The organism is Actinoallomurus vinaceus (assembly GCF_039542055.1).
Taxonomy (GTDB): domain Bacteria; phylum Actinomycetota; class Actinomycetes; order Streptosporangiales; family Streptosporangiaceae; genus Actinoallomurus; species Actinoallomurus vinaceus.
Genome location: NZ_BAABHK010000005.1, coordinates 174,523 through 196,731, shown reverse-complemented (window position 1 = coordinate 196,731; position 22,209 = coordinate 174,523). Strand labels below are relative to the sequence as shown.

Annotated in this window: 17 protein-coding genes; 11 read left to right on the top strand and 6 right to left on the bottom strand. The window is 72.4% G+C overall.

The window, feature by feature from the left end:
* Window positions 1-47 precede the first annotated feature (47 nt).
* From pgm to ABEA24_RS19605, 4 genes are all read left to right on the top strand, one after another.
* A complete protein-coding gene (gene pgm, locus ABEA24_RS19620; RefSeq protein ID WP_345432369.1) occupies window positions 48-1,697 on the top strand; it encodes a phosphoglucomutase (alpha-D-glucose-1,6-bisphosphate-dependent) in 1,650 nt (549 codons plus the stop codon).
* Window positions 1,698-1,758: 61 nt separating this feature from the next.
* Window positions 1,759-2,358, top strand: coding sequence for an alpha-ketoglutarate-dependent dioxygenase AlkB (locus ABEA24_RS19615; protein WP_345432368.1), 600 nt, complete (start codon window positions 1,759-1,761; stop codon window positions 2,356-2,358).
* A 52-nt stretch (window positions 2,359-2,410) separates the two neighbouring features.
* Window positions 2,411-5,272, top strand: a complete 2,862-nt coding sequence (locus ABEA24_RS19610) for a hypothetical protein (RefSeq protein WP_345432367.1) — start codon at window positions 2,411-2,413, stop codon at window positions 5,270-5,272.
* Between the two features lie 61 nt (window positions 5,273-5,333).
* Window positions 5,334-5,852, top strand: a complete 519-nt coding sequence (locus ABEA24_RS19605) for a hypothetical protein (RefSeq protein WP_345432366.1) — start codon at window positions 5,334-5,336, stop codon at window positions 5,850-5,852.
* Window positions 5,853-5,855: 3 nt separating this feature from the next.
* Here ABEA24_RS19605 and ABEA24_RS19600 read toward each other — a convergent pair whose 3' ends face one another.
* The 3 genes from ABEA24_RS19600 to ABEA24_RS19590 all read right to left on the bottom strand — a co-directional run bounded on the left by ABEA24_RS19600 (window position 5,856) and on the right by ABEA24_RS19590 (window position 9,388).
* Window positions 5,856-6,497, bottom strand: a complete 642-nt coding sequence (locus ABEA24_RS19600) for a pentapeptide repeat-containing protein (RefSeq protein ID WP_345432365.1) — start codon at window positions 6,495-6,497, stop codon at window positions 5,856-5,858.
* A gap of 320 nt (window positions 6,498-6,817) precedes the next feature.
* On the bottom strand, window positions 6,818-8,785 hold the full coding sequence (locus tag ABEA24_RS19595) for an RNA polymerase sigma factor (protein ID WP_345432364.1): 1,968 nt from the start codon (window positions 8,783-8,785) through the stop codon (window positions 6,818-6,820).
* A gap of 159 nt (window positions 8,786-8,944) precedes the next feature.
* On the bottom strand, window positions 8,945-9,388 hold the full coding sequence (locus ABEA24_RS19590; RefSeq protein ID WP_345432363.1) for a winged helix-turn-helix transcriptional regulator: 444 nt from the start codon (window positions 9,386-9,388) through the stop codon (window positions 8,945-8,947).
* 146 nt (window positions 9,389-9,534) lie between these two features.
* On the opposite strand from ABEA24_RS19590, the gene ABEA24_RS19585 reads away from it, so the two are divergent.
* Window positions 9,535-10,389 carry an SDR family oxidoreductase gene (locus ABEA24_RS19585; RefSeq protein ID WP_345432362.1) on the top strand — a complete coding sequence of 285 codons (855 nt, stop codon included), beginning with the start codon at window positions 9,535-9,537 and terminating at the stop codon, window positions 10,387-10,389.
* Window positions 10,390-10,550: 161 nt separating this feature from the next.
* Here the strand turns inward: ABEA24_RS19585 and ABEA24_RS19580 are convergent, their stop codons facing one another.
* Window positions 10,551-12,011, bottom strand: a complete 1,461-nt coding sequence (locus tag ABEA24_RS19580; RefSeq protein ID WP_345432361.1) for a cellulose binding domain-containing protein — start codon at window positions 12,009-12,011, stop codon at window positions 10,551-10,553.
* A 399-nt stretch (window positions 12,012-12,410) separates the two neighbouring features.
* On the opposite strand from ABEA24_RS19580, the gene ABEA24_RS19575 reads away from it, so the two are divergent.
* The 4 genes from ABEA24_RS19575 (at window position 12,411) to ABEA24_RS19560 (ending at window position 19,142) form a co-directional block, all read left to right on the top strand.
* A complete protein-coding gene (locus tag ABEA24_RS19575; RefSeq protein WP_345432360.1) occupies window positions 12,411-15,242 on the top strand; it encodes a glycoside hydrolase family 2 protein in 2,832 nt (943 codons plus the stop codon).
* Between the two features lie 342 nt (window positions 15,243-15,584).
* Window positions 15,585-16,775: a M23 family metallopeptidase gene (locus ABEA24_RS19570; protein WP_345432358.1), complete on the top strand. Its 1,191-nt coding sequence runs from the start codon at window positions 15,585-15,587 to the stop codon at window positions 16,773-16,775.
* On the top strand, window positions 16,762-17,670 hold the full coding sequence (locus tag ABEA24_RS19565; protein WP_345432357.1) for a hypothetical protein: 909 nt from the start codon (window positions 16,762-16,764) through the stop codon (window positions 17,668-17,670). The genes ABEA24_RS19570 and ABEA24_RS19565 overlap by 14 nt, the downstream gene beginning before the upstream one ends.
* The gene (locus ABEA24_RS19560; RefSeq protein WP_345432356.1) at window positions 17,667-19,142 is read left to right on the top strand and encodes an NADH-ubiquinone oxidoreductase-F iron-sulfur binding region domain-containing protein; all 1,476 of its coding nucleotides are present in this window, start codon (window positions 17,667-17,669) and stop codon (window positions 19,140-19,142) included. The genes ABEA24_RS19565 and ABEA24_RS19560 overlap by 4 nt, the downstream gene beginning before the upstream one ends.
* A gap of 13 nt (window positions 19,143-19,155) precedes the next feature.
* Here ABEA24_RS19560 and ABEA24_RS19555 read toward each other — a convergent pair whose 3' ends face one another.
* Window positions 19,156-19,995, bottom strand: a complete 840-nt coding sequence (locus ABEA24_RS19555; RefSeq protein WP_345432355.1) for an NAD(P)H-binding protein — start codon at window positions 19,993-19,995, stop codon at window positions 19,156-19,158.
* Window positions 19,996-20,126: 131 nt separating this feature from the next.
* On the opposite strand from ABEA24_RS19555, the gene ABEA24_RS19550 reads away from it, so the two are divergent.
* Window positions 20,127-21,113: an AraC family transcriptional regulator gene (locus ABEA24_RS19550; protein WP_345432354.1), complete on the top strand. Its 987-nt coding sequence runs from the start codon at window positions 20,127-20,129 to the stop codon at window positions 21,111-21,113.
* Between the two features lie 101 nt (window positions 21,114-21,214).
* Here ABEA24_RS19550 and ABEA24_RS19545 read toward each other — a convergent pair whose 3' ends face one another.
* A complete protein-coding gene (locus ABEA24_RS19545; RefSeq protein WP_345432353.1) occupies window positions 21,215-21,688 on the bottom strand; it encodes a MarR family winged helix-turn-helix transcriptional regulator in 474 nt (157 codons plus the stop codon).
* Between the two features lie 89 nt (window positions 21,689-21,777).
* Between ABEA24_RS19545 and ABEA24_RS19540 the strand changes: the two genes are divergently transcribed.
* Window positions 21,778-22,209 (top strand): DoxX family protein, encoded by a 432-nt coding sequence (locus ABEA24_RS19540; RefSeq protein ID WP_345432352.1) that lies wholly within the window; start codon window positions 21,778-21,780, stop codon window positions 22,207-22,209.

Here is a 22,209-nt window from a genome sequence, read left to right as displayed (position 1 = left end):
TGGCGTCGTGGGAATCGTCGACGGCCCGAGGGGCCAAGGAGTGTCCGATGGTGCATGAGCGTGCGGGGCGGCCCGCGCAGCCGGAAGACCTGGTGGACGTCGCGCGCCTGGTGACGGCGTACTACGCCTTGCAGCCCGACCCCTCCCGGGTGGAGCAACGCGTGGCGTTCGGCACGTCCGGGCATCGCGGATCGGCCTTGAACACCGCCTTCAACGAGGCGCACATCCTCGCCACCAGCCAGGCGATCTGCGAGTACCGGACGCGTCAGGGCGTCGACGGGCCGCTGTTCCTGGGGATCGACACGCACGCCCTGTCGGAGCCCGCGCGCGTGTCGGCGCTGGAGGTGTTCGCCGCCAACGGCGTGCGGGTGCTGATCGACAGCCGGGACGGCTACACGCCGACGCCCGCGGTCTCGCACGCCATCCTGACCTACAACCGGGGCCGGACGACGGGTCTCGCGGACGGCGTCGTCGTGACGCCCTCGCACAACCCGCCGGCGGACGGCGGTTTCAAGTACAACCCGCCCAACGGCGGGCCGGCCGACACCGACGCGACCTCCTGGATCCAGGACCGGGCCAACGCCCTGATCGCCGCCGACCTCAAGGAGGTCCGGCGCATCCCGTACGCACGCGCCCTGAACGCGGACACCACCGGCCGCTACGACTTCCTCGGCGCGTACGTCGACGACCTGCCCTCCGTCCTCGACCTCGACGCCATCCGGGGCGCCGGGGTCCGGATCGGCGCGGATCCGCTCGGCGGGGCGAGCGTGGCGTACTGGGGCGAGATCGCCGAACGTCACCGGCTCGACCTGACCGTCGTCAACCCGCACACCGACCCGACCTGGCGGTTCATGACGCTGGACTGGGACGGCAAGATCCGGATGGACTGCTCGTCGCCGTACGCGATGGCCTCGCTCATCGCCCGCAAGGACGAGTTCGCGGTCTCGACGGGCAACGACGCGGACGCCGACCGCCACGGCATCGTCACGCCGGACCGCGGGCTGATGAACCCCAACCACTTCCTCGCGGTGGCGATCTCCTACCTGTACGCCCACCGGCCGGAGTGGCCGGGGGACGCAGGGGTCGGCAAGACCCTCGTCAGCAGCAGCATGATCGACAGGGTGGCGGCCGGGCTGGGCCGTCGCCTGGTCGAGGTCCCGGTCGGGTTCAAGTGGTTCGTCCCCTGCCTGCTGGACGGCTCGCTCGGCTTCGGCGGCGAGGAGAGCGCCGGCGCCTCGTTCCTGCGGCGCGACGGCTCGGTGTGGACGACCGACAAGGACGGCATCATCCTGGCCCTGCTGGCGTCGGAGATCACCGCCGTCACCGGCCGCTCCCCCAGCGAGAACTACGCCGAACTCGTCGCGCGGTACGGCGACCCCGCCTACGCGCGCGTCGACGCGCCCGCGTCCCGGGAGGAGAAGGCGATCCTCAAGAAGCTGTCCGCCGAGCAGATCACCGCCGACACGCTGGCCGGCGAGCCGATCACCACGGTGCTCACCGACGCCCCCGGCAACGGCGCCCCGCTCGGCGGTGTGAAGGTCTGCACCGAGAACGCCTGGTTCGCCGCCCGCCCGTCCGGCACCGAGGACGTCTACAAGATCTACGCCGAGTCCTTCAAGGGGCCGGACCACCTGGCGCGCGTCCAGGAGGAGGCCCGCGCCGTCGTCGACGCCGCCCTCGCCGACGCCCGCCCCTGACCTCGGCGCGGATAAGGAGGATCACCCGGTACGGAGTGACGGAATCGAATAGATTGGCGAAATGATCTCCGTCCCCGGTGTCCGGTACGTTCCCGGCTGGCTGGACGCGGCAGAGCAGGGTCGCCTGGTCGCCCGGATCGACGCGGCCGCGTGGTCCGGCGAGCTGCGACGCCGCGTCCAGCACTACGGCCATCGCTACGACTACGGGCGCCGAGGCGTCTCCTCCGACGGCCGGTCGGCGCCCGTGCCGCCGATCCCGGGGTGGGCCCGGCCCCTGGTGGCGCGCCTCGATGAGGAGGGCCACATGGACCGGCGGGCCGATCAGATGATCGTCAATGAGTACCTGCCGGGGCAGGGCATCAGCGCCCACGTCGACTGTGTTCCGTGTTTCGGCCCGGTCGTCGTCTCGGTGAGTCTCCTGTCGGCCGTCACGATGGATTTCACCGACCCTGACGGGACGACACGGATTCCCGTCCGGCTGGAACCCGGCAGCCTGTGCGTGATGACCGGCCCGGCACGGTACGCCTGGCGGCACGCGATCGCGGCGCGCAAGAGCGACCCGGGTCCGCACGGCCGGCTCCCCCGCTCCCGGCGGGTCTCGATCACGCTCCGGACCGTGCTGCCCCACAGCCGGCCGGCCGAGTCCGTGACGCGAGGCTGAACCCGAAAAAACCGCGTTGGCCGGTGTGGCGGTGTCCGCGATGATGGCTCGGATGAAGATCCGGCTCGCGGGTGGCGTGGTGGCCTCCGACCTGTGCGTCTGGGTTCCGCGGTCGTCGGGCCCGGCCAGGTTGGTGGACGAGTCGACCGTGCCGCCCGGCGCGGCCGTCGCGTTGGGGCCGGTCGCGGCCGCCGATGAGGAGGTCCGGGACGCGGTCGCCGAGCTGACCCGCCTGGTGAAGGCCGGTGGTGTCGTCGCGGCGGGTGCGGGTGTCGATCTCGGGTCGGGGTTCCGTTCCGCGCGCCTGGCCGGGGCGCGCGGAGACCAGCGGGACGCGGTCCTGGCCGCGTTGCGGGTGCTGGGCGTGGAGAACGCGCACCGCTTGGGCGACCGGGCGGGGTTTCTGGTGGCGCTGTTCGGGCCCGCGGTGACGAAACGGGTGGGGGCCGCCGCGGAGCGGGCGATCCATGAGGGCCGGTGGGCCGCCGTGCACCTGGCGTCGGCCGCCAGTGACGTCCTCGGCCCGGAGCAGGTGGAACAGATCCTCGCGCTGCGGGCACCGGAAGACGCCGATCTCACCCCGGCGGGCCCGCCCTCGGCGCTCGCGCAGCACCTCCGGCAGGTCCTCGAGCCGGTACCCCGGCCGCGCAGGCCGGCGCTGATCACGGACCTGTGGGCGCGGGTGCTGGAGCATCACGCCGGGCGTGCGCGACGGGAACGGCGGCTGGCCACCCAGAGCCGTCGTGACCGCATCTGTGATCTTCGTGCGCGCCGTCGGCACGACGAGGACGAGCTGATCGTCGGGTGGCTCAGAGCCTGGCTGGGCGGTCGTGAACCGTCCCTGGCCGAGGCGGCACGGTGGGTGCCGCATTACCACCACTGGCAGGACGTGTTCGGCCGGCTGCTCCAGGACGCGCTCGCGGCGACGGCCCTCCTCCGTACGGCGATGGCCGTCGCCGACCACGGTTTCGACGAGGGGCTGGCGCGTTCGGCACCGGCCATCCACGCCGCCCACGCCCAGCCTTACCGGGTCGAGGGCCGGTCCACGCGTCCCGTGCCGGGCCTGACCGGCCTGCCGGCCCGGCCCGGCGCGTACGTGCGCGACATTCACCGCAGGCTGACCGATGGCAAGCCCCGCGACGCCAGATTCGAGGCGTACGTCAGGCAGCGGCTGGCGTGCGCCCGCGACTTCGCCCTGGTGATCATCGAGACGGCCGCACACCTCTTCGAGGAGTCCAAGGGCCTCCGCGACGAGGTGCTGCGCGGCTGGGGGCGGTCGGGTCTGGGGAGCTGGCGCGAGGGCGCCGGCTATGGCTCCGCCCGGCCGCCGGACGCATGGGGCGGCATCCCACCCTGGACGAGTCCCCTTCTGGGGGACGAGGAGCCGCTTTTCCGGAGGCTCGCCGCCTCACCGGGAGCGTCTCCCGCCGAGGTCGAGGTGGTCGGCGACCTGCTGTGGTACGCCGACCTGATCGACGCTCTGGCCGCGCTGTACGGGCACGACGCGGCGCGGGCCACACCCGGCATCGGCGCCCCCTGGTTCGACCATGATCCGCCTCCGCCGGAGCCCGAGCCGTTGTCGCCACGGCTGGACTCCATCACGCTGGCCGTCTCCAGTGCCGCGCAGCTCGTCGCCCTCGGCGGTACACCCCCCAGAGGCGCCCGGACCTGGACCGACTTCACCACGGGCCTGATGGCGGCCACCGCGATCACGGAGGCCTTCACCGGCGAGTTCGCCGTTCCGGCCCCGCTGGCGGCCCTGGACGGCACGATCGTGCCGGGTACCGGTGCCCGCTTCCGGGTGGCGAGGAACGCCCGCACGCTGGCCGAGTGGTCGGACTACATGGGGAACTGCATTGCCGGGCCGCACTACCGCGACAACGCGACCGCCGGACGGTGCGGCCTGGCGGGTCTGTACGACAAGGACGGAATCCTGCTCCTCAACGCCGAACTGAGCCCGCGCCGGCCCGCCGTACGAGGATGGCAGGTCACGGAGATCGCGGCGAGGTTCAACGAGACCCCCGAGTGGTCCCTGGAGCAGCGATTCCGGGACTGGGTCGCCACGATCCCCGGTATGACCGCGACCACGGTGGCCGGGGAACCTCAGGACGAGAGCCCGCCCGAGCCCGTCGGCCGGCAGCGTCCCCGGCCCCGCTTGGTCGAGGAGGTCGGACCGGCACTCGAGACGCTCGCCGAACGCGCCTGGCGGGACGAGGTCGATGCGGAGGTGATCGGGACCTTCGCCGCCCTCGCGCAGACCCCGCCGGACGCCGCCCTCACCCGGCTGCGGCGTATGGGATCCGACCAGCTGGCCGACGCCTGCCGACGTGCGCTGGACGACGGGGCCGTCGATCTCGATCGGCTGTGGGCCGCCACCGGGGTTCGTCCGCTGAGAACCGCGGTCGAGGCCCTGGATCCGGCCTTGCGGCACCATTTCGATCGGCTCGCGCCGTTGCTCGGTGACCCGCCCTTCCCCAAGGCGCTGCGCCGGCTGGTCAAGCTGCCGGCGGTCGCCGACGCGCACGCGCTCGACCTGATGGCCCGCCGTACGCGCCGGGCGATCGGACTCCTGGCGAGCCGGGACGACGCGGTGATCGCCCGCGCCGTCTCCCGCCGGGCGACCGAGCCACTGCTCTGCGCCCTCGCGGTCACGGTCACCTGCCGTGCGCCGGCGATCGCGCTCGCCCCCGTCACGCCGCCGCGTACGGTCACCGTGCCCGGTTATCCCGTCACCGATCTGTCCGACGAGGACGGCCCGTGGCAGCACGCCCTGCCGATCGCCCGCGAACTGGGCGCCGACACCGAGGCGTTCTGGGACCGGATCGCCGAACACGGCCTGCGCGTGCCCGCCTCCTGGCTCGGTCCGGGCGGCTGGACGGCCCTTTGGTCGCGCGCGCACGCCCACCACCGATGAGCGGGGAGTCGGAGAGTCCCGGCGGGCGACGCCGACCGGGCACTCGGCGCAGAATGGAGGGATGAGCGAGTCATCGACCGCGTACGGGGACAACACGACGCTGCCGGCGCTGCGACGGCACTTCGAGGACCTGCGGGACGGCACCCACGGCGGCGTGGTGACGCGGGAGGAGAAGGAGGAGCGGTTCGCCGACACGGTGGTGCTGCTCCGGCACTATGCCCGGCGGGTGCTGGAGGAGGTCGACCGGGACCTGCTGCGGGGCACGGGCGACGTCGACGAGAGCGGGCTGACCCGGACGGAGGACGGCGGCCTGACCGCCTCCTGGACGCTGTCCTGGCCGGAACAGCGCGCGGCGGGTGTCCGGCCGATCACCCTGGAAGCGCACTTCGAGCGGAGTTTCCACCATCCGCACCTGCGCGGCGCGACCGTGGGCGAGTGGCCCCTCAACGTCTTCGACCGCGGGCAGGCCGCCGCCGAGGTGCCCACCCTGCGCGCGATCGCAGCGGCCGACCTGCACAATTTCGTCTTCCAGCAGGACTACCGGATCGTGCCCGCGATCACCCGGCCGGGCGAGGGCTGAGGCTCATTTCACCGTGATGCCGAGCGACTCGGCGAGAGCGGGCGCGAGGTCGATGAGCTGCGCGGTGCTGATCGTGGCGCCGCGCAGGCACTCCGCGCCGCCGGACAGGCCGAGCTCGGCGCCGCGCAGGTCGACCTTCTCCAGCGTGACGCGCGAGAAGTCCACTCCGGAGAGCCGCGAGCCGGGGAAGGTGACGCGGCGGAGCGTGGCGCCGCCGAAGTCGACGTCGCGCAGGAGGCAGTCGTCGAACCGCACGTCGGACAGCCGGGCGTCCCGGAGGTTCACCGAGTCGAGCTTGCACCCCTGGAAGACGACCCGCGTGAGCTCGGCGCCGAACAGCTGCGGCCCGGCGAGCACGCCGCCGAGGAACGTCACGTCCTGCCAGTTACTCTCGGCGAGGTCGGCGCCGACGATCCGGGTCTCCTGGAACCACGTGTCGATCAGCCGCACCCGCCGGAACCGACCGCCCTCGAAGGTCGTCCGGGTGACCGCGCACTCCATGAAGCGGGCGCCGGAGACGTCGGCCTCCGGCACCGTCAGGCCGTCGACATGGACGGTGTCGAAGTCGTCCTCCCGCCAGGACCCGTCGTAGGCGGACAGGGCCTGGGCGTACGGCAGGTCGGCGAGCTCCTGAGGCGGCGTCATTCGCACAGCGTAGGGCCCGTATCGTCGATGGCGTCGAGAAGGGCGGGGTCGAGGCCGCGCAGCGCGGCGAGGATGAAGCGGGTACCACGCCCCCGTGGACCGCGGCCGGGCGGCGCACCCACCTCTCTGCCTTGAGCCCACGGGCCGCGGCCGGACGGAGAGCACCCGCGTACGGCCCACGCCCATCGCACCCCGGCACACGTGCGTAGCCGACGGCCCCGCGGACGGGTCCGAGCCGGCGGGGCCGCGTCGCCACCGACCGCAGCCGGAGGACGGGTCGACACGGACGGCTTGGGCGCATTCCGCGCCGGCCGGGTGGCTCAGGTCAGCCGGGAGCGCTGCGGCACGTCGGGGGCGGCGACGTCCTCCCGGGTGGCGTACTGCGGAACCGGCGCGTCGTCGCGGCCGGTGTCGCGGACGAGCCCGCGGCGTACGACGCCGTGCGCCGGGTCGGGCGCGTGGCCGATGTCGGCCGCCACATCCGCCCTGCTCACGGGCGTGATCCCCAGGTTGTAGTCCGCCCCGCGCTCATGCTGGCGGAGGGTGACCTCACCGTCGATGTAGTAGAACTCGTTCTGCCACATCTGCTGGGCGCCCTGCGGCAGGGTGATGTAGCCCTTGTCCGGGCGGCCCATCCAGGTATGGGGCCGGTCCGTGGCACCGGGCACGGCGTCGTCCATGCGGCGGCCGCCTCCCGACGCGACGTGGAAGATCTTGCCCTTGAGGCCGGTCCAGGTGGGCATGACGAGCATGCCCGGCCGGTTGAAGTAGGCGATCTCCCAGCGGACCTGGAAGTATCCGCGCCCCCGGATCGTCAGATGGTCGTCCCGGTAGAACATGAGGTACCGGCCGCCCAGCGAGCCGCGGAAGGGCTGCTCCCACTTGCCGGAGAAGACCAGCGGGCGTCCTTCGGCTCGGACCGGCAGGCGGCCCGGGGACGCGTTCTTCGCCGGGGCACGGTCCACCGTGTCGACGTTGCTGCCGTACACCGGCCGGGGCTTCGCGCGCCGCCGCGTGGGGCGCGCGCTCCGCGTGTGCGCGGGTGTGGTGCGCGCGGCGGACGGAGACGGCCTCGGTCCGGCCGTGAGCGGGCGTTCGGCCGCCGGCGGGCGCGCGGCGGTGGTCGGGGCGTTCCCGGTATAGGCGGCCGCGGTGATGGCGGTGCCCCCGGCGACCGCCATCGCCCCCGCCGCCACGGCGACCTGTTTGGCGGTGAGGTGACCCACCGCACGCCCGAGCCGCCCGGCCCGGACCACGGCGCCATGAACGCCGGCGCCGCCCTGTCCCCCCACCGACGTAGAACCCGGCGCCGAGCCGCCCGCCGCATGTCCCCCCGACGCGGCATGCCCGCCTGCGGACGGGACGTGGCCGCCGCCGGACGCGGGATGCGCCCCGCCCGATCCGGCGTGGCTCCCACCAGGCCCGGCCTGCCCGCCGCTCGACCCGGCATGGCCTCCGGACCCGGCCTGGGCTCCGGTCGACGCGGCGTGGCCGCCGGGGAACGCCGCGCCGTACAGGGTGAAGCCGGCCGGGAGGGGCACGAGGGCCAGGCCGGTCAGCAGGCGCTCCGCCGGGACCACCCCCGACCAGCCCGCGCCGCAGGCGGTGCAGTCGCGCGTGTGCCGGGCCAGCCGTTTGCGCCAGACCGGGTCCGGCGCACCGTCCCAGCTCGCGGTCAGCGCGGCGAGGTCGGGGCAGCGCGGCGTCGCGTGCAGCGCGCGTACGACGGCGCGGGCGGTCTCCAGTTGTGCCTTCATCCGCTGTACGCGGACGGCCGCGTGCGCGGGTGGCAGGTCGAGCGCCGCGGCGAGCTCAGCCCTCGTGAGCTCGCCGGCGGCCTCGAGCCACCACAGCGACAGGAGTTCCCGGTCCTCCGGGCCGAGCCAGCGGGTGGCCTCGGCGACCTCCCGGCGTTGCCCCGACAGGCCGAGCCGCAGGATGGTCAGGTCCGCGAAGTCGGCACCCGGGTCGGCGACGTCGTCCATTCCGTCCAGGCCGCCGGCGGGAGTGGTCCGGCCACGGCGCCAGTGGTCGCGGACCTGCCGCATCGCGATCGCGACGAGCCAGGAGCGGAAGCTGTCGGGATCCCGCAGCCCCTCCAGGCCGTGGACGACCCGCAACATCGTCTCCTGGACGACGTCGTCCACGTCCGCGTGCCCGTCCAGCGCGCGCCCGACGATGTTGTAGACCAGCGGCAGGTAACCGGCGATCAGCCGGTCCAGCGCGGCCTGGTCGCCGTGCCGCGCCGCCACGACCGTCTCGGGGCCGGGCCGTACGTCCCCATCCATCTCGCTCCTCATATCGCCTCGTCCACGAAGGTCCGCTCTGTACGGGAGACGTGGATCAGGCGTCGCGATAACGGAAAAGCCGAGCCCGGAGACCGAAACGGCGGTGGGCTCGGCCTCGTCCACTGGAACGGTGTGGCCGGCCCCGGCGGGGTGAGACCGTCACCGGGCTGATTTCGCCTGGTCGTGGCGGGCTCGAGCCGCCATGACCTCGGGCATGCTGGCCTCGAGCCACTCGATGACGTTCAGGAGGCGCTCGGCGGCCGCGCGGCCGAGCGGGGTGAGGCTGTACTCGACCCGGGGCGGGATGGTGGGCTCGGCCTCGCGGAGGACGAAGCCGTCGCGTTCGAGCGCCTGGAGGGTCTGGGCGAGCATCTTCTCGCTCACCCCGTCCACCCGGCGGCGCAGCGCGTTGAAGCGGTACGTCCCCTCGCTGAGGGCGCCCAGCGCGAGGATCCCCCACCGCCCGGTGATGTGCCCCAGCGTCTCCCGGGACGAGCACCGGCCCGCGAACACGTCGAAGACGACGCCGGCGAAGCCGTCGTCGGATCCCGGCCCGCCGGTGTCACCGTCGGCCGGTGGGGTGTCGGTCGCGTGGCTGCCCATGGCGCACAGCATACTTCTCGCATGCACTGAGCAAATCGACTGTGCCACCCTCATGGATTGCACTTTCAAAAAGTTAGCACTATCGTACAGCGCGTACTTTGACCTGGGCGGCCACGCCCGCACGCTCGATGAAGCGGGAGATTCGTATGATCATCGTTACCGGCGCCACCGGCCAGCTCGGCCGGTTGGTGATCGACGGCCTGCTGGAGAAGGTGCCCGCGGACCAGGTGGTGGCCGCCGTGCGCAGCCCGGAGAAGGCCGCCGACCTCGCCGAGCGCGGCGTGCACGTCCGGGAGGCCGACTACGACCGACCGGAGACCCTGCGCCCGGCCTTCGAGGGAGGCACCCGGCTCCTGCTGATCTCCGGCAGCGAGGTCGGCCGCCGCGTCCCGCAGCACGCCGCCGCCGTGCAGGCCGCCCAGGGCGCGGGCATCGGGCACATCGTCTACACCAGCGCGCCGCACGCGGACACGTCCGTCCTCGGCCTGGCCCCCGAGCACAAGGCGACCGAGGAGATCATCCGCGAGACGGGGCTGACCTACACGCTCCTGCGCAACAACTGGTACAGCGAGATGTACGTGCCGACGATCGGCCAGGCCGTCGAGACCGGCGCCGTCATCGGCAGCGCCGGTGAGGGGCGGATCGCCAGCGCCACCCGCGCGGACTACGCGGCCGCGGCGGTGGCCGTGCTCACCGGGACCGGCCACGACAACCGGGTGTACGAGCTGGCCGGCGACGTCGCCTGGACCCTTGACGACCTCGCCGGCGAGATCTCCCGGGTCTCGGGCAAGCAGGTCGCCTACCGGAACCTCTCCTCCGAGGAGCACCGCGCCGCCCTGGTCGGGGCGGGCCTGCCCGACGCGGTCGCCGACATGCTCGTCGACATCGACCGCGGCATCGTCGCGGGCGCCCTGGCCGACGCCTCGGGCGACCTGAAGGCGCTCATCGGCCGCCCGACCACGCCGATCTCCGAGACCGTCGCCGCCACGCTCGGCGCCTGACGTCGCGGATCCCGGGAACGCGGTCCCAAGGGCGCGCGGGCCGGCCGCCGACGCCGCGGCTCCGCGACGCGGACCGGGCCGGCCCTCGTGAAGCCCGATGACACGTCTCCGGGGCGCGCGGGCCGGCCCCTCCTGACCGTTGCCGGCCCGCGCGGGTCCTCTCAGGAGGTGGACCGCAGGTGGTCCCGGAGACCGGCGCCGTACGAGGTGGCGGTGCCGTCAAAGGAACTGATGAGTGAGGGGCCGCTGCTGCAGTCCCAGGTGTTCCAGGTCCACCCGAGGTAGCCGACGGCGTGCGCGTCCGCCCAGTTCATCAGGGTGTCGACGAAACCGTGCCCGCAGTCGTTCTCGCCGATCTCGCTGAGCGTCAGCGGGACCTGCGCGGCGACGGGCGCCAGCTGGCTGTCGTAGCAGGACGTGTTCGCGCAGGTGTTGAAGTTGTAGACGTGCGCGAACGCCGCGAGGTTGTTCTTCGGATCGGTCGGCCGGTACTGGAGCCACTGCGTCAGGTCGTTGGAGTACGCCAGCCCGCCGACGAGGATGACGTTCGTCGCGCCGGTCCCGCGGACGGCGCCCACCAGACTCTGGAAGCCGGCCACCTGGTACGGGATGCCCGAGCAGGTCCCGCCGTCCCGCCAGCAGGTCCAGCCGGAGGTCTCGCTGCCGGTGGCACGCTCCGGGTACGGCTCGTTGAACAGGTCGAACACCACGGCGTCGTCGCCCTTGAAGGCGCCTCCGACACCGGTCCAGAACGACGGGGCGTACTGCGCGTCCGGCATCGGCTTCTGGCACGTGGCGTGGACGTCCGAGCATCCCGACGACGGGCCGGTGTAGGTGCCGTAGTTCCAGTGCATCTCGACGATCGGTGTGATGCCGTGCTTCTCGAGCCGGGACACGAACGCCTTGACCTCGTTCTGGTACGCCGTGCCGCCGTACCGGGTGTCGATGTTGCTCAGGCCGAGCCAGCACTCCTCGTTGAGCGGGATGCGGACCGCCGTGATCTTCCAGGCGGCCATGGCGTCGATCGCGGCGTCGTCGACCGGCCCGTCCCAGATGCCCCGCCCCTGGACGCACATGAACTCGCCGCCGGAGCGGTTCGCGCCGCGGAGGCGTACGGTGGCGCCGCTCGCGGCGACGAGTTTGTTGCCGGACACGTGCAGGGCGGGCGCCGGGCCGGACGTCCCGCCCCCACCGCCTCCTCCCCCGCCGCCGCCGGAGCCCGTGCAGGTCGTCCCGTTGATCGCGAAGGACGTCGGGTCGGTGTTCGCGCCGCTGTAGGTGAAGTTCGCGCCGATCTGGGCGGTGGCGCCGCTTGCCAGCGCGCCGTTCCAGCTCGCGTTGGTGACCGTGACGTTCTTGCCGCTCTGGGACCAGGTGCCGTTCCAGCCCTGGGAGAGCTTCTGGTCACCGGCGTACGCGTAGGTCAGCGTCCACCCGCTCAGCGGATCGCCGAGGTTGTGGAGGGTGATGGTGACGCTGAAGCCCGTGCCCCAGTCGTTCTTGCCGTAGTCGACACCGCAGCCGACCGCGGCGTTCGCGGTGCCCGCGCCGGCGACGAGGCCGATTCCGCAGACGCCCAGCAGCAAGGCCAGCAGAGAGGAGAGCACGCGTCGAGGTCGCATTGACGGCTCCATGACGGGTTACCGGGAGAATCCAGGACATGGGAGCGCTCCCATGCGCGAACCGACCGTAACCCCGGAGCCGGTACGCGGAAAAGGCGCTTTCATCGCCGTTCACGCATCGCAGCCCTCGCCTCACGGGCTCCTCGCCCGGCCCCGAGTCGCCGCTCACCCGGCGGGTACGCTGGCAGGACATCCGACCGGCACCACCGGACTCCGTACGCGGCCCACTACCGGCACCTGCGGCGCAGGCGGCCGGGGTGCCCACTCGGGGCCGGATCGCTCGGGAGCGGCATCCGCGAATCCAGGCCGCTGTCCGTTTCCGGCCATTGTTAATGAGATTGACGATTACCCCCCACAGGGGACTTACCGGATGCGATTCGAAGATCTTCAGGAGGCGCCGTGTCCAGGCTGAGGTCGCAGCCGCTCGTCCTGGCGGCATGCGCGGTGCTCGCCGCGGCCGCGCCGGCCTCGGCGGCCGCCCGTACCGGAGCCGCGCCGCCCCGGCCCGCCGTCACGGCGCCGAGCGCGACGTCGGCCGCGCCGTCGTCGGACGGTGAGCTGAACTCCGGCTGGAAGATCCAGTCGTCCGCCGTCGCGGGCGGCTCCGGAGCGACGATCTCCCGGCCCGAGTACGCGACCGGCGGCTGGCTGCCGATCAGCCGCCCGCAGACGGTGATGGCCGGGCTGCTCGAGAACGGGCGCTACCCGAACATCTTCTACTCCGACAACCTGGCGAAGGTCCCCGAGGACCAGTTCAACGTGAACTGGTGGTACCGCGAGCAGCTGACCGTCCACCCGCGACGCGACGGCCGCACGTTCCTGATCATGAACGGCGTCCTCGGCACGGCGGACCTGTGGGTCAACGGCACGAAGGTCGCCGACCGGTCGCAGCTCCAAGGCGCTTACTCCCGGCTGGAGTACGACATCACGCCGTACGTCCGGGACGGCCAGAACGCCATCGCGCTCGACGTCGCCAAGAACGACAAGAAAACGTACCTGACCGACAGCCAGCTCGACTGGAACCCGCCCGCGCCGGACCGCAACACGGGTCTGCGGTTCGCGCCGCGGCTCGCCCAGGCCGGGCCGGTGTCCCTGCGGAACGTCCACGTCGTCCAGCACAACGCCGCGAACCTCAGCAGCTCCGACCTCACGGTAAAGGCCGACCTGCGCAACGACACCGACGCGGAGCGGAAGACGCGGCTGGACGCGACGATCACCCGCGGCGCGACGCGCGTCGCCGTGGCGGCGGACGTCACGGTCCCCGCGAAGTCGACCCGTACGGTGACGCTGACGCCGGCGGACCACCGGTCGCTGCACCTGGAGCACCCCGCCGTCTGGTGGCCGTACCAGCTCGGCGCGCAGCCGCTGTACCACCTGACGGCGCGCGCGAGCGTCGACGGGCGGGTCTCCGACCGTACCGACGAGGACTTCGGCATCCGTACCGTCACCTCGTCACTGACGCCGGTGACCGCCGGCACGCACGCGTCGCACGGCTCCCGGCGGTTCGTCGTCAACGGCGTGCCCCTGGTGATCCGCGGCGGCGGCTGGTCGCCGGACATGTTCATGCGCTACGACCCGCGGAACATCCACGACCAGCTCTCCTACGTCAAGAACCTCGGGCTGAACACCCTGCGGTTCGAGGGGAACCTGCCGCCGGACGACATGTTCGCCCAGATGGACCGCGAGGGAATCCTGGCCATGACCGGCTGGCAGTGCTGCGACCGCTGGGAGGACCCCTCCTCCAAGTGGCCGGACGCGCTCAAGGCCAACGCCGGCAACCAGGCCACGCACGTCGCGCAGTGGCTGCGCGACCACCCGAGCGTCTTCACGTTCTACCAGGGCAGCGACGCGGCGCCGGACGCGGCCAAGGAGGCGATCTACCTGTCGGCGTTCGCCGCGGCGGACTGGCCGACGCCCCAGATCGCGGCCGCGGAGTACAAGTCGTCGCCGAAGCTCGGCCCCTCGGGTTCGAAGGAGGGCCCGTACAACTACGTTCCGCCGGGCTACTGGTGGGCGAACGGGCCCGAGACGGTGAACCAGAACGACCCGACCTACACCAACGCGGGCAGCGCCTGGGCATACGGCACCGAGACCAGCGCCGGCAACACCGTGCCGACCCAGGACTCGCTCAACCGGTTCCTGACGGCGGCGGACCAGCAGAAGGTGTGGGATCCGAGCACGGCGGGCGGCCCAGGCTCCGGCCCGGATATCTACCACGTCTATCCGAAGTACAACGACTACACAAAGACCGCCCGGATGGGGCAGTACAACACTCCGTTGTGGAATCGCTACGGACATTGGTCCGACATGGCGTCCTACCAGAAGATCGCCCAGATGGGTGGGTACGAGGTCACGCGGGCGCAGTTCGAGGCGTACCTCGGGCATTCGAAGGACCAGGTCAATCCCAGCACCGGCGTCATCTACTGGATGCTGAACAAGGCCTGGCCGTCGCTGCACTGGAACCTGTACAACGACGACTTCGACCAGCCGGGCGTGTATTTCGGCGCCAAGAAGGCCGGCGAGCTGGTACACGTCATGTACGACTACGCGGACAAGTCGGTCAAGGTGGCGAACCTGACCAACGCGGCACAGTCCGGCCTGACCGCGACCGCGCGGTTCATCGACCTCGACGGCACCGTACGGGCGACGGCCCGGCAGTCCGTTCCGGCCCTCGCGAGCCAGGACGTGCGGACCGTGCTGGCCCCGAAGGTCCCGGCGGGGATCTCCACGACGTACTTCCTGGAGCTGACGCTGACGCGACCGGGCGCGACGGTGAGCCGGAACGTCTACTGGCTGTCGACGAAGGCGGACGAGATCGACTGGTCCAAGACGATCGGCCAGGGCAGCGGAGCGGTGTTCGCTCCGGGCGGGTACGCGGACCTGACGGGGCTGCGGAGCCTGCCCGCCGCGAAGGTGCAGGTGTCCGCGTCGACCCGGCGGAACGGCGGAGAGGCGACCACCACGGTCACCGTCCGCAACGTGGGGACCAAGCCGGTGCCCGCGGTGTTCACGCGCGCCGACGTGCGCCGGGGCAGGTCCGACGGCCGCGTGCTGGGCGGGGACGACCAGGTCCTGCCGATCAGCTGGAGCGACAACGACGTCACGCTCTGGCCGGGGCAGAGTGCGACGCTGACCGCGAGCTACCACGTCGCGGACCTCCGGGGCGCGACGCCCGTCGTCGGGATCACCGGCTGGAACCTCCCCGGCCTGACCGTCCCCGCCCGAGGCTGAACACCGTCTGCAACGTATTTCCTACTGCCCGGAAAGCTGGCCGGATCCGGACATAGGCACCGCCCGGTGCGGCCTTACGACGGAATGGACGGCTCTCGCAGCCGCCCATCTGCTCGAATGGCACCATCGGGCGGTTCGCGGTCCACTTCCCTGAAATGGCCCTATGCCCAAAACGAGGCTGAATCGGGCGCGCGGTGTGACGATCTCATTCCGCTCCGCAAAGTCGACCTTCTCTGTGATGGTTTTTCACGTTTTCAGCGCTCTAAAAGGTCACAGAAGCCCTACACTCCTCTCGCAATCCGGTTTCGATCACTAACGATCGTCCTCTGGAGAGGCAGGTCGATGCCGAGGACTCACCGAAGGCACGGACGGCTCGGCCCCCCACGCCGCCGGAGGCCCGCGGCGTCGCTGGGCGACAGGATCTCCGCCCTGGGCGGAGTGGTCGTCATCGTGGTGGGACTGGCGCTCGCCGCGATCGTCGAGCAGGTCGTCATGCCGCCACCCGCCCGGCACCCGGTCGCCGAGCGACGCCGCGTCCACGCGACGCCCACACGCACGCGCCGTCCGGTCTCCGCCCGTCCCTCACCGTCCCGGATCCCGGTCAGCCCGGCCACCCAGCTGAGCCGGAAGGTGGAGAAGGTCGTACTCGCCGAACGCAGCCCCGTGGTCCGGCGCAACTACGGCGTCGACACCCTGAAGGCCCCCATCGTGCGGCTGAGCAGGATGGACCGCCGTGACAGCTGGGCGTTCGGCACCGAGACGATCCCCCCGCCGTCGGATATGACGGTCATGCCGGAGTCATCCGTCTTTCTCGCGCAGATGACGCAGACCGGCTGGGAGGTCGCCCTCGCCGGGACCCCGGCGTTCGCCGCCCTGCTGAAGAAGGCGCCGGCCACCGTCGTGCCGGACGCCGAGCGGCCGGTGCTGGCGAAGTTCAGCACGGCGGCCGACACCCCGCTCGACACGGGCCTCATGCTGCCGTGGGGCATCGGGCAGTCCTGGTCCCTCCTAGCCTCGGACAAGGGCGTGTCCGGCTTCGACGGCGGGGACGGCCGCGTCCTCGCCGCCGGCGACGGGCGGATCTACCGGCTGTGCTCCTCCACGCCCGGCCACGGACTCGTGCTCCTGATCCACCCGAACGGGCTGGCGAGCGAGTACTACCAGCTCAGCGACGTCACGCGGGTACGGGACGGAAGTCTCGTGAAGCGCGGCGACTACCTCGGCCGCACCGGCACCGAGCAGCCGTGCGGCGGCGGCGAGGCACCGCAGCGGATGGTCCGGTTCGCGCTCAGCGACGCGAACGGCCCGATGCGGCTCGACCGGCTCCAGATCGGCGGCTGGACCCTGCGCGAGACGGCGGCGGCGACGTTCGCCGAGCGCGCCGGCGTCCGCGTCGACGCGGACAATCCGCTGCTCAACTTCGGCGCGATGCCCACCCCCGCGCCGTCCGGGAGCCCCTCCCCCTCCGGCACGCCGAGCGTGCGCGTCCCGAACGTCCCCCTGCCCGGTGGGAGCCCCGATGCCCGCCTCTGAGCGGGTCGCCGCCCCACGGCACGCCCCCCGGGAGCCCGGGGCGCGGCGCCGCCGGGTGCGGGACCGTCCCTCCCGAAGACCCGGCCGCGGCCGGGCGACGCTGGTCACGCTGCTGCTCCTCGCCTTCGTGCTGGTGGCCGGCCGGACGTCGCAGGGCGCCGTCCTGGTCGAGCGGCTCCGGGCGTTCCTGGAGTTCTACGTCGGCGTGTTCGCGCTCCTGGCGGCGACCGCCGCGATCGTCGCCGGCGTGGCCGCCGCGCAACGGACCCTGCCGATCGGCCTGCGCATCCTCGCCCAGGGCGCCCACCGCGCGACCGCGGTGATGGCCGTCGGCTTCCTGGTCGCGCACATCGTCTTGAAGGTCATGGAGGCGCACGCGAGCGTCCTGGACGCGTTCCTGCCGTTCACCGGGCATGGGCAGCGTGCCCTCCTGGTCGGTCTGGGCACCATCGCCGGTGATCTGCTCGTCGTCGTCGTGGCCACCGGGGTGCTGCGCGGCCGGTTCGTCGCCGGCTCACGCCCGTGGTTGTGGCGTACGGTGCACGCGCTGGCGTACGTGATGTGGGCCGTGGCGATCATCCACGGCCTGACGGCGGGCCGTCCGCCGAAGGCCTGGGTCACGTGGAGCTACATCGTCTGCGCCGTCCTGGTGACGATCGCGGCGACGGGCCGGCTGCCCCGTCTGGCCCGGGACCGGCGCATGCTCCGCGCCCGCAAGGTCCGCGGCGACGGCCGGGTGTCCGGCGGCGCCGGTCCGCGCCACGGCGGCGCCGAGCCCCGCGACCGGGCCGGCGCGAACCCCCGGAGCTCCGCGGACACCGGCGAACTGCCCGATGATCAGTTCTGGGCGGCGCTGCGCGCCGAGACCGCGCCATGGCTGGGTGACCGGAAATGATGGACTACCGGTATGTGGGGCCGCCGCGCCTCGGCCGCGGACTCCACCGTCACCAGCGGATCGACCAGACCGCGCACCGGGAGATCCACGGGGAGTTCCGGCGGCGGAGCGTGCGCGAGCTGCTCGCGCTGGCGGAGAAGGTCGACCTGCGCGGCCGCGGCGGCGCCGCCTTCCCCTTCGCCCGCAAGGTCAAGGCGGTCGTCTCGGCCGCCCGCCGCCAGGACGCCCAGACCGTGGTCCTCGTCAACGCCACCGAGGGCGAGCCCGCCAGCGCGAAGGACAAGATGCTGCTGGCCCGCGCCCCGCACCTCATCCTCGACGGCGCGATGCTCGCCGCCCTCGCGCTCGGCGCCCGCGAGGTGGTCATCGGCGTGACCGACGGCGGCCGGGCCGGCCGGTCCATCCGCAGCGCGGTCGTGGAGAGCAACCTCGGCGGGTTCATCCGCGTCGTCCGCCTGCCGGAGCGCTTCGTCACCGGTGAGGGCGGCGCTCTGGTCAACGGCGTCAACGGCGCTCCCGCGCTGCCGCCGGGCCGCAAGGTACGGGCCGCGGAGCGCGGCGTGGACGGGCTGCCCACCCTGCTGTCCAACGCCGAGACGTTCGCCCAGCTCGCGCTGCTCTCCCAGCTCGGGCCGGACCTGTACGCGGCGATCGGAACCGCCGACGAGCCCGGAACCGTCCTCCTCTCCGTCTGGGGACCCAGCGGACGCCCGGTCGTCGTCGAGGCCCCCACCGGCACCCCGCTGTTCCAGGTGCTCGACCTGTGCCGCGCGAACGTCGGCCAGGGCGTCCTGATGGGCGGCTACCACGGCGCGTGGCTCCCGCCCGCCGCCGCCAACCGGGCGCTGGTGTCGCGCGAGGACATCGCCAAGGCCGGCGCGAGCCTGGGCGCGGGCATCATCCTGCCGCTCGCCCCGGACGTCTGCCCGCTCGGCGAGGTCGCCCGGGTCGCCGCCTACATGGGCCTGGAGTCCGCCGGGCAGTGCGGCCCCTGCCGCCTCGGGCTGCCCGCCCTCGCCCGGTCGCTGCGCGCGCTGGCGGAGGGCGATTCCAGGAACGAGGCCCTGTCCGCCGTACGGCAGGGCATGCAGGTCGTGAAGGGGCGCGGTGCCTGCCATCACCCGGACGGCACGGCACGCTTCATCGCCTCGGCCCTCGAGGTGTTCGCGGACGACGTCGCCGTCCACCTGGCCGACGGGACCTGCGGCCGGCCGGTACGCGGCCTGCTGCCGATCGACGGCGAAGAGGCGGCCGCGGAAGAGACCGAGGACACCGGGCTGTTTCTTACGGTGGACTGGGCCCGGTGCGCCGGGCACGGCCTGTGCGGGCACCTCGTCCCCGACCTGGTGAGCCTCGACGAATTCGGCTTCCCGGTCGTCGAGAGCAAGACGGTGCCGCAGCGGCTGCTCCGGCAGGCCCACCAGGCGATCGACATGTGCCCCGCCCTCGCGCTACGCCTCAAGAATCCCTGACGGTCCGAACAGGTCACCGGGCCCATACCTCCTTGGCATACCGTTCCAGGCTTCTGGGCGGGTTCCCGGTGAGCCGGTGAAGGTCGTCGGTGACGGTCGCGTACAGGCCGGTCCCGACCTCCTCGAACAGGTGCAGCATGTGATCGATCCAGGCATCGGGCCGGCCTGACCTGGCGAAGTGGGCACGGTGTTGCGGCACCGTGGCCTGGACGTGACGGATCGGGCGGCCGGAGGCCGTGGCCAGCACCTCGGCGACACGGCCGAACGTGATCGCCTCCGGGCCGGTGATGGTGTAGCACCGCCCGTCGTGGCCGTCCTCGGTCAGCATGGCGACGGCTGCGGCGGCGACGTCCCGGGCGTCGACGAAACCGACCAGGCCGTCACCGCTGGAGGCGTACAGTTCGCCGTCCTCGCGGAGCGCCCGAGCGAACACCCATTCGTCCTCGTCGAAGTTCTGCAGCAGCCAACTCGGCCGCAGGATCGTCCACGCCCTTCCGGAGCGCTGCACCGCCAGCTCCACGGCGCGCCGCGGCGTGTCGGCCGGAGTGCGTCCGACGGCGGCTCCGGACATGAACACCACGCGGCGCGCCCACGGAGCCGATTCGATCAATCGGGCGAAGACCCGATCGGCGTGGGGGTCGCTGTCCAGGCCCTTGAGGAACAGGGTGTCGGCGTCGCCCAGCGCCGGCTCCCAGGTGGTCTGGTCATGCCAGTCGAACAGCACCGGCGTCACTCCGGGCGACGGCTCGCCGGGATGGCGGCCGGCCGCACGTACCGGCACGCCGGCGGCCGCCAGTGCCTCGACCACGCGCCGTCCGGCCTTACCCGTGGCGCCTTCGACCCATACCGTCATCGCGTTCTCCTCCTCGGATGTCGATCACCCGTATGGACGCCACGATAGGCACGGCAGGCGAGACGCATAATGGCTCATAATCTCTGTTCATTGTCTGTACGTCTCGCCGGCTCTGGCGATACCGTCACGCCGTGGACGTACTCGCGGACATCCTGACCGCCATCCGCCTCGGGCGGCCGGTCGCCGCGCACACTCAGGCGGACGCACCCTGGGGACTGCGCTTCGACCACGTCACCGGCGCTGCCTTCCACGTCGTTCTCCAGGGCACGTGCCGGCTGACCCCGCTGCCCGACCGGCAGGGGCCCGGCGAAGGCACGGGATTCGAGCCCGTCGACCTCGGCCCTGGGGACGTCGTGCTGCTGTGCCGCGGTCTGCCGCACACGCTGGCATCCGCGCCCGGGGTGCCCCTCACCGGCTTCTCGCCGCAACGGGAGTTCGCCTCCGCGCCGTACGGTCGAATGACCGTGCCCGGCCACGGCCCGCGCTCGACGATCGTGTGCGGCGCGTATCGGCTGGAGCGCAGGCAGCCGCATCCGTTGCTACGCGACCTGCCCGAGGTTCTGCATCTGCCCGCACTACCGGGCCGTCACGCCGGCCTACAGGCGATGGTCGAGTTGCTCGGCGAGGAACTGCGGACAGGGCCGTCCGGCGCAGCGGCGGTGGTCCCGTCGCTGGTGGACGCTCTCCTGGTGTACATGCTCCGCGCCTGGCTGCGTGAGTCCGACGGCGCCTCCGGCTGGTCCGCGGCGCTCGCCGACCCGGTGACCGCCCGGGCGCTCGCCGCCATGCACACCGAACCCGCGTACCCATGGACCGTCGAGCGGCTCGGCGCCGTGGCCGGCCTGTCTCGTGCCGCGTTCGCGCGCCGGTTCACCGCCCTCGCCGGGGAGGCGCCGCTGACCTACCTCACCCGCTGGCGGATGACCGTCGCCGCCCGGCTGCTGCGCGACACCGACCACACCCTCGCGCAGATCGCCAAGGACGTCGGGTACGGTTCCGCGTTCGCCTTCGCGAAAGCCTTCCGCCGCGAATACGCCACCACGCCGGGCGGCTTCCGCACCGCGATCCGGACCGGCGCGGAACGAACCGCCCCTGATCACTCCGCCCGACCGGGGTGAAGTGTTCGAGCATGTGACCTTCAGGTGGGAACAGGACGACCGGGGACCTCGGGTCGTCGTGTCGGACCCAGCCCGGGCCGTGTCTCGCACCGAGAGCCGGATCAGCCGGTCCGGCGTTCCCTTGAGGCGAGGTGGTCGGCGAGGGTCTGGCTGATGGCGCCGAGCCATCGGACCTGCTCGGGGTCGAGCGCGTCGAACAGCGCGCCGCGGACGGCCTCGACATGCCCCGGCGCGGCGGCGGCCAGGGCGGCGAATCCCTCGTCGGTGAGGACGGCGAGCTGACCGCGCTTGTCGGTCGGGCAGTCCTCCCGGCGCACCCAGCCGCGCTCCTCCAGCCGCGCGATCGCGTGCGACAGCCGACTCGCGGAGACGCGAAGACCGTCGGCGAGCACGGACATGCGCAACGCCCGGTCGGGGGTGTCCGAGAGCCGGACCAGGATCTCGTAGTAGGCGTGCGGCATGCCGGAGTCACGACGGAGCTGCGCGTCGACCGCGTCGAGCAGCAGCCGGTGGGCGTTCAAGTAGGCCCGCCAGGTGCTCTGCTCGTCGGGGCTCAGCCATCGTGTCTCGCTCATCAGCACGATTCTAGCCGAGTTGTTGAGCGCTCAAGTAGCTGCTAACGTCCTTGAACGTTCAAGAAACCGGCTTTCAGGAGGACCCGCTCATGTCCCGCCGAATCCCGCCGCCCGTGGTCGATGTGGCCCTGCTCGTCGCCCGTGTCGCGATCGGCGTCGTCTTCGTCGCCCACGGCTGGCAGAAGCTCCACACCAACGGCCTGACCGCGACCGGGCACGCGTTCAAGGCGATGGGCGTCCCCGCCCCGACCCTCTCCGCGTACTACGCCACCTTCGTCGAGCTCGGCGCCGGGATCCTGCTGATCCTCGGGCTGCTCACGCCCATCGCCGGAGTGCTGCTCTTCCTCGACATGGTCGGCGCGTTCCTCACCGTGCACGTCGACAAGGGCCTGTTCGTCGACAAGGGCGGCTACGAGCTCGTCCTCACCCTGGCGGCCGTCACCCTGGCCCTCGCGGTCGTCGGGGCGGGCCGCATCAGCGCCGACGGCCTGTTCTTCGGCCGGCGCACGAGCGTCGCCTGA